This is a genomic window from Archangium sp., assembly GCF_036277355.1.
In the GTDB taxonomy this organism is placed as follows: Bacteria; Myxococcota; Myxococcia; order Myxococcales; family Myxococcaceae; genus Archangium.
Window position 1 is genome coordinate 56,418 of sequence record NZ_DASUNC010000148.1, and the last position, 12,443, is coordinate 68,860.

11 protein-coding genes are annotated in these 12,443 nt (G+C 71.7%); 7 read left to right on the forward strand and 4 right to left on the reverse strand.

Annotated elements, in window-relative coordinates:
- Window positions 1-11 precede the first annotated feature (11 nt).
- Complete coding sequence (locus tag VFZ09_RS36740) at window positions 12-1,565, reverse strand: sensor histidine kinase (protein WP_329732431.1); 1,554 nt, start codon at window positions 1,563-1,565, stop codon at window positions 12-14.
- A gap of 139 nt (window positions 1,566-1,704) precedes the next feature.
- On the opposite strand from VFZ09_RS36740, the gene VFZ09_RS36745 reads away from it, so the two are divergent.
- The 6 genes from VFZ09_RS36745 to VFZ09_RS36770 all read left to right on the forward strand — a co-directional run bounded on the left by VFZ09_RS36745 (window position 1,705) and on the right by VFZ09_RS36770 (window position 8,180).
- Window positions 1,705-3,231: a sensor histidine kinase gene (locus VFZ09_RS36745; RefSeq protein WP_329732432.1), complete on the forward strand. Its 1,527-nt coding sequence runs from the start codon at window positions 1,705-1,707 to the stop codon at window positions 3,229-3,231.
- A 230-nt stretch (window positions 3,232-3,461) separates the two neighbouring features.
- Window positions 3,462-4,121: a ribosome hibernation-promoting factor, HPF/YfiA family gene (gene hpf / locus VFZ09_RS36750; protein ID WP_329732433.1), complete on the forward strand. Its 660-nt coding sequence runs from the start codon at window positions 3,462-3,464 to the stop codon at window positions 4,119-4,121.
- Window positions 4,122-4,314: 193 nt separating this feature from the next.
- Window positions 4,315-6,093 carry a serine/threonine-protein kinase gene (locus VFZ09_RS36755; RefSeq protein ID WP_329732434.1) on the forward strand — a complete coding sequence of 593 codons (1,779 nt, stop codon included), beginning with the start codon at window positions 4,315-4,317 and terminating at the stop codon, window positions 6,091-6,093.
- A gap of 107 nt (window positions 6,094-6,200) precedes the next feature.
- Complete coding sequence (locus tag VFZ09_RS36760; RefSeq protein WP_329732435.1) at window positions 6,201-7,145, forward strand: DUF2381 family protein; 945 nt, start codon at window positions 6,201-6,203, stop codon at window positions 7,143-7,145.
- Window positions 7,146-7,244: 99 nt separating this feature from the next.
- The gene (locus VFZ09_RS36765; RefSeq protein ID WP_329732436.1) at window positions 7,245-7,520 is read left to right on the forward strand and encodes a hypothetical protein; all 276 of its coding nucleotides are present in this window, start codon (window positions 7,245-7,247) and stop codon (window positions 7,518-7,520) included.
- A 78-nt stretch (window positions 7,521-7,598) separates the two neighbouring features.
- Window positions 7,599-8,180: a hypothetical protein gene (locus tag VFZ09_RS36770; protein WP_329732437.1), complete on the forward strand. Its 582-nt coding sequence runs from the start codon at window positions 7,599-7,601 to the stop codon at window positions 8,178-8,180.
- A 40-nt stretch (window positions 8,181-8,220) separates the two neighbouring features.
- Here VFZ09_RS36770 and VFZ09_RS36775 read toward each other — a convergent pair whose 3' ends face one another.
- Both VFZ09_RS36775 and VFZ09_RS36780 read right to left on the reverse strand, forming a co-directional pair.
- The gene (locus VFZ09_RS36775; RefSeq protein ID WP_329732438.1) at window positions 8,221-9,210 is read right to left on the reverse strand and encodes an FHA domain-containing protein; all 990 of its coding nucleotides are present in this window, start codon (window positions 9,208-9,210) and stop codon (window positions 8,221-8,223) included.
- Window positions 9,211-9,337: 127 nt separating this feature from the next.
- Entirely contained in the window at window positions 9,338-11,116 is a 1,779-nt protein-coding gene (locus VFZ09_RS36780; protein ID WP_329732439.1) for a glycoside hydrolase family 3 protein, read from the reverse strand.
- A 216-nt stretch (window positions 11,117-11,332) separates the two neighbouring features.
- Between VFZ09_RS36780 and VFZ09_RS36785 the strand changes: the two genes are divergently transcribed.
- Window positions 11,333-11,794: a PTS sugar transporter subunit IIA gene (locus VFZ09_RS36785; RefSeq protein WP_047855399.1), complete on the forward strand. Its 462-nt coding sequence runs from the start codon at window positions 11,333-11,335 to the stop codon at window positions 11,792-11,794.
- Window positions 11,795-11,812: 18 nt separating this feature from the next.
- On the opposite strand, the gene dtd is transcribed toward VFZ09_RS36785, so the two are convergent.
- Complete coding sequence (gene dtd, locus VFZ09_RS36790; RefSeq protein ID WP_329732440.1) at window positions 11,813-12,292, reverse strand: D-aminoacyl-tRNA deacylase; 480 nt, start codon at window positions 12,290-12,292, stop codon at window positions 11,813-11,815.
- Window positions 12,293-12,443 lie beyond the last annotated feature (151 nt).

The window sequence follows — 12,443 nt, forward strand, 5'->3', positions numbered from 1 at the left end:
GGACGGCCGGGTCAGTCCTTCGAGGACCCGGCGTCCCCTACGTGGCGAGGAAGGCGCACCTGGAAGGTGGTGCCCTCCTCGGGGCTGGAGCGCACCTGGATGTCGCCGTGGTGGGCGCGCACGAGGTGATTCACGATGAACAGCCCCAGACCGATGCTGCGCTGGGCGCTGTCCGTCCTGTCCGCTCCGCGTTGCAGGGGCTCGAAGATGTGCCGCTGGTCCTCGGGGGAGATGGGCGTCCCCAGGTTGTGCACGCACAGCCGCAGCGTCCCATCCTCGCCGATGCTGCGCACGGTCACGGGGGTATCGGACGGGCTGTACTGGAGGGCGTTGGTCAACAGGTTCGTCAGCACCTGCGCGACGCGGTCGGCGTCCAGCGTTCCCTCGCCGTCGCCCGTGCACTCCACCCGGAGCTTGCGCCCGGGGTGGGCGAACTGCACTTCCTCCACCACCTGCCGCGTCAGCTCGTGCAGATCGATGGGCTGTAGGTTGAGGACGATGCCGCCGCCGATGCTGGCCTGGGTGAAGTCCAACAGGTCCCTCACCATGCGCGTCATCCGCTCGGCGCTGCTGCGGATGCGCGTGAGCAGGCGCACCTGGGCGGCCTCGTCCCGGCCCTCCTTGCGCAGGCCCGACTCCGCCGCCAGGGTGATGGCGGTGAGCGGGTTGCGCAGGTCGTGGCTGACGATGCCCATGAGCTGTTGCGCGAGCTCCGCCCGGTGCAGCGCGTCGGCGCGCAGGGCACGCAACTCGGTGATGTCCCGGCTCACCCCGATGAAGCCGGTGGGCGCTCCCTGGGCCGAGCGCATGGGGACGGTGCGGACGCTGACCCATACCTCGCTCCCGTCCTTGCGCCTTCCCAGCCACTCGCCCGAGCGCTCGCCCGTGGTGATGACGTCGGCGAGACCCTTCGCCAGCTCCTGGGAGGCCTGGCTCGGGTAGAGCAGCGCCACCGACTGGCCCAGCATCTCCGCGGCGTCGTAGCCGAAGAGCAGCGTGGCCCCCTCGTTCCAGTAGGTGATGCGGCCGGACAGGTCCGACACGATGATGCTGTCCTGCACGTTGGCGAGGATGTCCACCTGCGTGCGCAGCTGGGCGTTGGCGGCTTCCAACGCGGCGCGGGCCGCGCGCTCGGACGCCAGCAGCTGCGCGCGCTCCCGGGCCACCTCGTGCGTGCGCAGCACGGTGCGCAGCGTGGCCACCAGCTCCTCGGGCTCCACCGGCGCCACCAGGTAGCCGTCCGCGCCTCCGAGCAGCCCCTGCGTCTTGTCCTGCGTGGTGGTGAAGCTGGCGGACATCTGGATGATGGGGATGGAGGACGTGGCCGGGTCCTCCTTCAGCCGGCGGCTCACCTCGAAACCCGTCAGGTCCGGCAGGCGCACGTCCAGCAGGAGCACATCCGGCGCCTCCCGGGCGAGCGCGAGCGCTTCCGCCGCGTTGGCGGCCTCCCGGGTCCGGAAGCCCGCCAGCTCCAGCATGCGCGCGAGCATGTACCGCTTGGCCTCGTCATCCTCGACGATCAGCACGACGGGTGAGGGTGGCGGGGGGGATGGGGTCTTTTCCATTCGGCGGGCCAATCCCGGGGGGGCGGGTGCCCTCATACAACAGCGTTGCGCCTGCGTCCCCTCTCTCCTGCCGTCGATTCCGCTTCACTCCGGGTGCTGTGTTCTTGACGGGGCGGCCCGTGCCAGCGACCGTTGTGAAGTGAGCGCGCCCTCCGTTCCGAGCGCGCCCGGTTCCGGCCAGGCGCCTCCTTCCCACCCCGCCAGCTCCGCGCATCCGGCCGCCGAGCGTCTCCGGCTGTTGCTCGAGCACATGTCCGAGGCCTTCCTCTCGCTGGATGGACGGGGGCGGGTGCTCGAGTGCAACGCGCGGGCGGTGGCGCTGTTCGGCGTGGCCGCCGAGCGGTTGCTCGGCCAGGAGCCCTGGGTGGTGGTGCCCTCGCTGGCGGGCAGGACGTTGCACGGGCGGTTGTTGACGGCGCTCGAGACGCGCCAGCCCGCTCGCTTCCTCGCCTCCCTGCCGCCGCGCTCCTGGGTGGAGGTGTCCGTCGTCCCCCTGCGCGACGAGCTGTGGGTGCTCGCCTCCGACATCACCCAGCGCGAGGAGGCCCAGGCCCTGGTGGAGGAGACGGAGAAGCGCTTCCGGCTGTTGGGCGAGCGCTTCCAGGTGGCGCTCGACTCCGCGCAGATGGCCGTCTGGGAGACGAACCTCGCCACCGGCCAGGTGTTCCGCTCGGAGGGGCATGACCGGCTCTACGGCTACCCCGAGCCGCTCGCGGAGTGGACCCATGAGAAGTTCCTCGCCTCGCTCCACCCGGAGGACCGTCCGGAGGTGGAGGCCCAGGTCACGGGCATCTTCCACAATGACGTGAAGTCCTACACGTCCACCTTCCGCACCCGGTGGCCGGATGGCACCTGGCACTGGCTGACCAGCCGCGCCACGGTGATGCGCGACGCCCAGGGCCGGCCCATGGTGGTGCGCGGCGCCATGCTCGACATCACCACCCTGAAGGAGACGGAGCTGGCCCTGCAGGAGGCGGTGCGCGTGCGCGAGGACTTCCTGTCGCTCGCCAGTCACGAGCTCAAGACGCCGCTCACCGGCCTGCTGCTGCAGATGCAGATGTTGCGGCGGCTGGAGGCGGACGTGGGCACCACGCCGCTGGACTCTCCCCGGGTGCGGGCGCGGCTGGAGGCCATCGAGCGGTTGCTGCGGCGCTCGAGCCTGCTGGTGGACAACCTGCTGGACGTGGGCCGCATGCGCCAGGGCAAGCTGGACTTCCTCTTCGCCACGGGGGACCTGTCCGCGCTGGTGTCCGAGCTGGTGGAGCGCACCCGCGACGAGGCGCGGCTCGCGGGCGTGTCCCTCACCTCGGACATCACCCCGTCGCTGGTGGGGCGCTTCGATCGGCTGCGGCTGGAGCAGGTGGTGCTCAACCTGCTGGCCAATGCCCTGCGCCACGGGGGGGGCCAGCCCATGGAGGTGCGGCTGGAGCGGACGGCCGGGGGCGCGCGGCTGGTGGTGCGCGACGAGGGGCCCGGCATCCCCGAGGCCGATCGCGAGCGCATCTTCGCGCGCTTCGAGCAGGTGAACGGCGTGGCACGCGCGGGCGGCCTGGGACTCGGCCTCTTCATCGTGCGGCAGATCGTCGAGGGCCACCGCGGCCGTGTGCACGTGGAGCCAGGGCCCGGCGGGCGGGGCGCGGCCTTCGTGGTGGAACTCCCGCTGTAACAACTGCAACAAGGCTTCGCGTCCAGGGATTCCCCGTCGCTCCGCCGCTCGTACTGGGTGTGTCAGGAGTCCAGTCGCGCTGGAAAGTCAAGACGACATTGCCTGTTGAGTGCAGTGCGATCAGCCGTCCTTTCGAGTGGGCGGGTTGCATTCGGCCCTTCAGAGCGTTTCTGATCTGTACCGGAGCTCCGGTCGTCTCACTCCAAGCCCCCAACGGAGGCAATCAACGCATGCAGCTCAACATCACCTTCCGCCAGTTCGGCTCGTCCGATGCCCTCAAGGAGTACGCGAAGGAGAAGGTCGAGCGGGTGAACAAGTACCTGGACAGGGCCGGTGAGGCCCACGTGGTGCTGTCGCTCGAGCGGCACCTGCACCACGCGGAGATCACCATCCACTCCGGCTCCTGGGTGCTGCGCGGCAGGGAGAAGAGCGAGGATATGTACGCGTCCATCGATCTCGCGATGGACAAGATCGAAGCGCAGCTGCGCAAGTACAAGGAGAAGATCAAGAACCACCACGGGCGCGAGCGCGTGCACCACCGCCAGGGGTTGGTGAACCAGCTCAAGGTGCGCCACAAGGTGTTCGAGCTGCCCGAGGAGATGATGGACGAGGCCGCCGAGGCCGCTCCCGCCGCGCAGCCCGCCACGAGCACGCCGGCCACCGAGCAGCTCGCGCAGTCCACCACGCGCATCGTGCGCACCTCGGAAATCACCGTGAAGCCCATGCCGGTGGACGAGGCGGTGATGCAGATGAACCTGATGAACCAGGACTTCTACGTCTTCCAGCACGCCACCACGCACGAGGTCTGCGTGGTGTACCGGCGCAAGGAGGACGGGCAGTACGGTCTCATCGCGACGCACGGCTCGGCGCCCGCGCCCACCGCGGGCTGAGCCCCTGGTGGGCCGTCCGCGGCCTGAGGGGTTTCGCGCCTTCACCCCCAAGGCCCCCGGAAGAGACACCACTCGTAGTCGACTACGAGTGGTGTGTGTATTTGTCTCACCCCGGTCGTAGTCGACTACGAGTGAGCGGTTGTCCGGAGCACTCCACCCGCGACATGGTGGTCCTTGGAGGTAGGGTGCGCGCATGCGCTCCACCCCGTCGCCACCGCGCCCACTCCTCGCTCCGCCTCCCGCCGAGGACTGGCCGCACCCGAGGGACCTCCCCCCTCTGCCGCCCGGCACGCGCATTGGCGGGGACGTGGTGGAGGGGGTGCTGGGGGCGGGGTGCTTCGGCGCGGTGTACCGGGTGCGCGGCCCCGACGGATATGTGGCCGCCCTCAAGCTGCTGCCGCTGGAGGGCGAGGAGCGGGCCCGGCGCGCCGGGCGTGAGCTGGCGCTGAGCGCGCGCCTGCACCATCCCAACCTCGCGTGCCTGCTGGGCGCGGGCTACTGGCCCGAGGACAAGCCGCGCTTCTTGTGGCTGAAGTTCAAGCGGGTGGAGGGCCCCACGCTGGAGCAGTGGGGGGAGGGGCCCGGACGCACCGTGGGCGAGGTGGTGCGGCGGGTGCTGGAGGTGGCGCGCGGGCTGGCGGTGGCGCACGAGGCCCGGGTGGTGCACCGGGACGTGAAGGAGGACAACATATTGGTGCGCGCGGCCGACGGGCAGGCGGTGCTGGTGGACTTCGGGGCTGGCTACCGCGAGGGGGAGGCCACCCTGACGCGGCGCATGTTTCCCCCGGGCGCGCCGCTCTACCGTGCTCCCGAGGCGTGGGTGTATGCCCGGGCGCACCGGGGCGAGGCCGGGGCGCACTACCGGCCCGGGCCGGGGGATGACTTGTACGCGCTGGGCGTCGTCTTCTACCGGCTGCTCACGCGCCGCTACCCCTTCGGCCTCACCGACGAGGGCGGGGTGGACGTGGAGGCGGTGGTGCACCGCGCGCCCCTGCCCCCGCGCCTCGTCAACCCGCGCGTGCCCCGGGCGGTGGAGGTCGAGTGCCTGCGGCTGCTGGAGAAGACACCCGGGGCGCGCCACCCGGACGCCGTGGCGCTGTGCGAGGCGCTGGAGGCGCTGCTCTCCCGCGAGGACGTGGAGCCGGAGGCGCTGCTGCACGAGGACGCCCCGCCACCGGCCGCACCGAGGCCCCGGGCGCGCCGGGCCCGGGGGCTGGCGGCGGTGGGAGGCACGTTGGCCCTGGTGCTGGGCGCCTGGTGGCTCACCTCCCGCCAGGAAGTGGCGCCCCCGGAGTCCCCGCCGGAGTCTACGCGCGCCGTGGCCCCGCCTCTTCCCGAGCCCCCCATCTCCGCGGCCGCCGCCCCGCCCGCGGCGCCCCGAAAGGACAGTGCCCCCGTGAAGCAACAGCCGCAGACGTCTGGCACCCGGGCCCCCGCGCGCCCCAAGGGCTGGGCCCACCCCGTGCGCAGCGCGTGCCTCGGCCTCACCGGCGCCGCCCTCCAGGCGTGCCTGGGCGCGCCGCAGCAGGTGCCGCCCGCGTACTCCGCCCCGCCTCCCCAGGCCTGCCCCGCCGGGGCGGTGGAGACCATGATGGGCACGCTGGGCTTCCGCCTGGGTGAAACGACGAGCGTGGAGTGGGGCGACGTGCGGGGCATGCCCGTGCGCGTGGACGAGGACACCCCCGTCTATGTGGTCGGCCACTGGATGGCGGGGGCCGACCGGCTGGGCCGGGGAGGCACGTTCGCGCTGCCGGGCCACACCCGGCTCTCCGGGCGGCTCTACGTGCACGAGGGGCGGGTGTACGGCCGCTTCACCGAGGCGCGCACGCCCGGCGGGGAGACGTACCCCATGTGCCTGGAGTTGCTCGACACGGACGACGATGTGGGCATGGAGCTGAGGTCCGGCAGCGGTCCCGGGAAGATGATGGTGGCCCCCGTCGCGGTGGTGCGGGTGGTGGACCATTTCGAGTAGGGGGTGTCCCGCTGGCGGGCCGGGCACGCACCGGACACGACCGGATGGGAAGTGTGGTAGGGCCCCACTTCCCCGGTTTCGTCCGCCCCGCGAGGAGGTCTCCGCCCATGCCCCTGCCGTCCACCGCCGCGCTGCTGCGGCTCGTGCTGCTGGCCACACCGCCGGAAGCCACCAGCGCGCGCCCGTCGCTGCCCGCCTGCGAGCCGGGCCCGCGCCACCTCGAGCTGACGGCGGACGCGCCCCAGCGCCCGCCCGAGGTGTGCATCCACCTGGGGTTGCCCACCACCTTCTTCTTCGACACGAGGCTCGCGCGCCTGGAGTTGCCCGGACGGGAGCGCTTCCGAATGCTCACGGACACGGCGGGCTTCGCGCTCGTGCCCACCGGGCCCCTGGCGGACGGGGAGCGGGTGGCGGTGACGGTGTATTTCCAGGACGGCGCGGCCCCCGAGAGCGCCACCTTCTCGCTGGTGGTGCACCCCTCGGCAGCCGAGCCGGAGGTGCAGGTGACGCGCCGGCCGCGCACGCTCGCCTCCTTGCGCGAGGGCGAGCAGCGGGCGCGGGCGGAAGCGCGGCAGTGCCGCGAGGACAAGGCCCTCCTGGAAACGGAATGCAGCGGGAAGGTGGGGCTGCGCGGCCTCATCGCCCAGGGGCTGCTGGGCGAGGGCGGCATCGTCGACAAGAACCTCGAGATGAGCGTCGTTTCGCGTCCGGGCAACACGCTCATCAGTACCAAGGCCCGCAGCTACCGCTCCGCCACCGGGTACCTGGAGGGCGGGCGCGAGGTGGTGCGGCTGGCCGTGGAGCAGGAGTTGACCAACAACGGCCATGCGCCCTGGACGCCCGCCGGTGCGCTGCTGCTGGGGCCCCGGCGCGCGGAGACGAAGGTGCTCGGCGTGTGGCCGCTGGAGCCCATTGCGCCCGGAATGAAGGTCCACGTCGTGGTGGAGGTGGAGGCGACGCTGGAGGCCGCGCGCGGCACCTTCACTCTCAAGCTGTGGGGCGAGGAGGGGGGCGGCCGGAGCGAGCTCTTCGACGGGGTGTCGTTTCCGTAGCGTGGACGGGGCGCACGCTGCCGGAGCCTCGTGAGGTGTCTCACATTGCGGACGGCCGGGTCAGACCCCCTCGTAACCTGAGAGGGAAAGGGAGGTCTCATGCTCATGCGGCGCTCGTTCCTCGCACGGAGGCTCGTGGTGTTCCTGGCATTGTTCTCTTCGGCCTGGCTCGCGTGCGTCGGCGGCCACATTCCGCCCTCCACGTTTCAGTTCGAGAAAGTCATTGATTACACACCTCCAGAGGGGGGCGGATGGAAGGCCGCCCAGGTGCTCGTCCTGCTGAGCAGGATTTCCCCCGCCTTCCCTCAATCCGCCACCTGCGACATCGAGGTGGGATTCCAACGGGTGCTCGTCTCCCGGAAGACATTCCCCTGAGTTCGACGACCTTCTGCTTTCACGGAGGCGGTAGGAAGATTGTGAAGACTTGCCTAGGAGCGACGAGGCACCTGACACATGAAGCTGGACCCCTTCACCGACGCGCTCGTTCGTCTCGTCCACTGCTACATCCCTCCGGGTCTCGAGACCTATGATCCCCGGTACAACGAGTCGGAAGAATACCAGCGGCTCACCCGGTTGCTGCTCGCCAACCAGCAGCCGTCGCCCACCTGGAAGGGCTTCACGCGGAAGGTCGTCGAGGCCTTCCCTGATTGTTACATCTGGGACGCGACCGTGCCCATGCATGAGCCCTGCAACATCGTCCGGGTTTCCCTGCCGGGATTCGTGGAAGGCGCCCCCCTATACGACAGCGTCGTGGTCCTGCGGAGCCAGCTCGCGCCGGTGTATGCCCTCTACGCGTCCCACCACGAGGACAGGAGCGCTGGGGGAAACTCCTGGTGGCGCTTCGCCCCCTTTCCCCCCGAGTACCAGGCCCACGAGGCGAAGCTCGCCGCCCTCATCGAGTCCACCCTGGGCTTCACCCGCCTGTCCCCCGAGGCCCTCCTCACTCCCGTGCCAGACCTCAAGCCACGCGTCGGCCACCACCCGTTGGGCGAGGCCGTGCTCGCCCACTGCCTCTTCACTCCAGAGCTCTGGTGAGCCGCCTCGCGGGCGCCGTCCAGGTGCTCACCGCGTGCGGTCAGCCGCGCTCCGTGCCAGTCGGGTGCAGGCGCCGCCAGTCCAGCCGTAGCGTGCGCCCCAGCACGAGCGAGTCCTGCTCGTGCAGCCGGGTCGTCTCGATTCGCGTGGGGCCGCGCCAGGTGCCGTTGGTGCTGGCGGTATCGATGGCCAGCACCTCCTCCCCCAGCCGGACCAGCAGCAGGTGCACGCGCGAGAGCGCGCCGAGCCCCTGCGAGAGACGGATGCCGCAGCGCTCGTAGCGCCCCAGCAGCACGCCCTGCCCCAGATGCTCACGCGAGAGGAAGTGCCGCTCCACCCGCCCCTCCCACTCCAGCCGCAGCTCGGCCCAGGGTGACTCGGGCTCCCCGGGCTCGCTCAGCGTCAGCAGCGCGCCCAGCGGGGAGATCTCCGTCTGGTAGGGCCGGCCGTCCAGCCGCCGACGCCCGGTGCGTGGAGGAGCAGCGGCCCCGGCGGAGCGCTGGTCCAGGAACCGGCGCGCGGGCAGTGCCCTCCAGGCTTCCTCGGCTCGCGCCGGCCAGGGGGCCTCGCCATGCCCTTGGAGCGGGAGGAAGAGGAGGGCGTACGGGCCCACGGCGGCGTAGAGCGGCCCCTGGGTCCTCACCGCCGCGTTGAACCGGCCGTCCTCGGTCATGAAGGGCCGCCCGGTGTGCAGCTCCCAGAGCCAGAGGAGCGGCGGGGTGCCGGGGGCGGCCGGGCCCGCGTGTGCCACCAGGTGCCGCAACGAGAGGGAGTCGCACCCCAGCCGCAGACCACAACCGGTATGCCGGCCGATGACCAGGGAGTGGCCGGAGCCGAGCCCCACCGCGTCCACCACGCGCGCGTGCACGTCCACCGCCGCCACGAGCACCATCGGGCGGCGGGCCTGGCGGGCCAACATGCTCAGCCACTCATGGGCGGCGATGAACGCCTCGCGCATCTCCAGAGGGGAGTAGAGGAATGGGGGCAGATCCGTTCCCCCCAGGTGGGTCTTGTGGTTTTCGTGCGGCATCCGTCACCGGTCAGCGCGTCAGGCGGCAGCGAGGGTCCCCGGTACACCACATCCGCCGTCGTCTCGTCCAGCCCCACCTCTCCGGTCCCCTCCACGCGCTCGGGAGGTCCCCCCGTAAGACACGCCCCTAGCGCTTGCCGTGCTCCGAGCGGGCGGTCCGCTTGGGGCCCGGCGCCTCCAGTCCGTGACCGAAGGCGAGCCGGCTCAGTCCCACGGGGAGCCGGCCCGGCGTGCCAATCTCCCCGAAGAGGGCGGCGGCGGCGGCCTCGGTGGCGGCGGGCTGGTACGAGTAGATGGCCAGCACGGCCCGGGCCTCGTCGGCTTGTTCGGCGAGGTAGGGCAGCCCCATGGACACCACCAGCACCGGGCGTCCGGTGGCGGCGGCCAGGGTGACGAGCTCGAGCTGGCGGGAGTTGATGATTCCCACCACCACCACGTCCGAGCCCAGGGCCAGGCGGCGGGCCTGCTGCCTCAGCACGGCGCGGCGGGCCGGTGAGGGCCACGTGGGCACGTTGAGCACCTGGGCGCCGGGCACGCGCTCGAGGATGGCCTCGCCCAGCGAGCGCTCCGGGGTGATGAGGCCCAGGCGCGTGCCGGGGGAGAGCGGGAAGTGCTTGCCGTCGGTGCGCAGCAGGGTGACGGCGGCGCGCGCGATGCGGTGGGCCACCTCGGCGTTCTCCGGCGCGGGGGGCGTGGCCAGGCGCTCCTCCAGGAGGGGCGGTGGCTCGAAGAGGCCGCGGCGCAGCTTGGAGGTGAGGATGCGGCGCACGGCCTCGTCCAGCCGGGCCCGGGGAAGCTCGCCGCTCCAGGCCGCCGTCATGAGGGCCTCGTACACCTCCGTCTTCTTCTCCGCGCGCCAGGGGACGAGCACCATGTCCGCGCCGGCCTTCACCGCCATCACCGCGGCCCGGCCCACGCCGTAGCGCCGGGCGATGGCGTCCATCTCCAGCTCGTCGGTGAGCACCAGCCCGTCGAAGCCGAGCCGCTGGCGCAGCAGCCCGTCCAACACCTGGGGGTGGACGGTGGCCGGCATGTCGTCGCCGGTGAGGCCGGGCACGGCCACGTGGGCCGTCATCAACCCGTCCAGCCCGTCCTGGATGACGGCGTGGAAGGGCTCCATCTGGGCGAGCACCTCCTCGCGGGACTCGCGCATGACGGGCAGGGCGGTGTGGCTGTCCGCGTCGGTGGAACCATGGCCGGGGAAATGCTTGGCCACGGTGACGAGCCCCGCGTCCTGCTGGCCGCGCACGAAGGCCCGCCCCAGCTCGGAGACGAGGGGCACCGAGTCGCCATAGGAGCGGATGCCGATGACGGGGTTGCGCGGGTTGAGGTTGACGTCCAGCACGGGCGCCAGGTTCATGTTGAAGCCCAGGCGCTTGAGGTCCTCCCCCTGGGCGAGCCCCGCGGCGTAGGCCAGCTCCGCCGAGCGGGTGGCCCCCAGCGCCATGTTGCCCGGCAGCACCACCACGTCCTCCTTCACCCGCACCACGTTGCCCCCCTCCTGGTCCAGCGCGAGGAAGGGGGGGATGCCATCGGCCAGCAGCTGGCGCAGGCCGTCGTTGAGGCGGGCCACCTGCTCGCCGCTGGCGATGTTGCGCCGGAAGAGGCACACCCCGCCCACCCGGCGGCCTCGCACCAGCGCCTCCACGGACTCGTCCACCGTGGTGCCGCCAAAGCCCACCATCATCAGCTGGCCCACCTTGTCCTCGAGGGACAGGCCCCCGAGGAGGTGCTCGGCACGGGCCCGGAGCACCTCGTCCGCCGAGGGCGGGGCGGGGGGAGGGGGCTGCTCGGCCTGGGCGGGGGCCTGGGGCCCGGAGGCCTCGGGCGGGCCGGCGGTGGTGGCACAGGCCCCCAGGCAGAGGACGAGCGGGAGCAGGAGTGCGCGGAGGGGCCGGGGGAACACGGTGGGGGTGGAGCCTAGACGAGCCCTTCGCGCCCTCCATTTTCTGGCCGGAGAAATGGGGCACACCCACCGTCATGGCTCCTGCCCCGCTTCGCCTGACGAGCAGATGACGGAGGAATCCACCCGGATGCGGACAGGGCAGGCAGGCGACCCTTGCGCGAATCCAGGCTCAGGAGTAATTGCCCGCACAGGCAGCGCCACCGCGGGAGCGCCAGCTTGCGAATCTCCGAGTTCCTCAGCCCAGAAGCCCTGATCGCGGACCTGCAGGCCCGCGACAAGCAGGCGGTGCTGCGCGAAATGAGCGCCGTGCTCGCCCGGGCCCATCCCTCCTTGAAGGAGGAGCGTCTCGTGGAGGTGTTGCGCGAGCGCGAGAAGCTGGGCTCCACCGGCATCGGCGAGGGCGTGGCCATCCCCCACGGCAAGCTGCCCGGGCTCACCAACCTGGTGGCCGCCTTCGGCGTGTCGCGTCAGGGCGTGGACTTCGAGGCCATCGACGGCAAGCCCACCCACCTCTTCTTCGCCCTGGTGGCTCCGGAGAACAGTGCCGGTGTCCACCTCAAGGCACTGGCGCGCATCTCGCGCCTCTTCAAGAATCCCCGCTTCCGCGCCTCCATCCTCGAGGCCACCTCGGCCGCGGACATCCACGCGCTGATCGTCCAGGAGGATGCCCGGCCCTGACTCGGGGCCGCGTCCGGCTCAGCGTGTGGCGGGAGGGGCTCCGCTTCCGGGGCTCGCTCCCGGGCTCTCCAAGAGAATGGTGACGGGGCCGTCGTTGACGAGCGCCACCTTCATGTCCGCCGCGAAGATGCCCGTGCCCACCGTGAGGCCGCGGGCGCGCAGCACCTCGCAGACGCGCTCGTAGAGGGCCTTGGCGCCCGCCGGCTCCATGGCGTCGATGAAGCTGGGCCGCCGGCCCTTGCGCGCATCCCCGTAGAGGGTGAACTGGCTGACGACGATGAGCTGCCGGGAGGTGTCCTCCAGGGAGAGGTTCATCTTGCCCGCGGCGTCCTCGAAGATGCGCAGCGTGGCGAGCTTCTCCGCCATCCACGCCACGTCGGCCTCGGTGTCCCCCTTGCCCACTCCGAGCAGCACGAGCAGCCCCGGGCCCACCTGGCTGACGCGCTCGCCGTTGACGGTGACGGAGGCCTCGAGGACGCGCTGGACCACTGCCTTCATGTCGTGCTCACGGGAGGGGGAGGGCGGGGTTGATTGCCCGTCCGGCGGGGAACGATCGGACCGCGGCCAACGTACCCAGGGCGGACCCCCCCAGGCAAACCTCGTGAACGCCGTGTGCCCGGGCTGGGTGAAGACGCGCATGGGAGGCGCG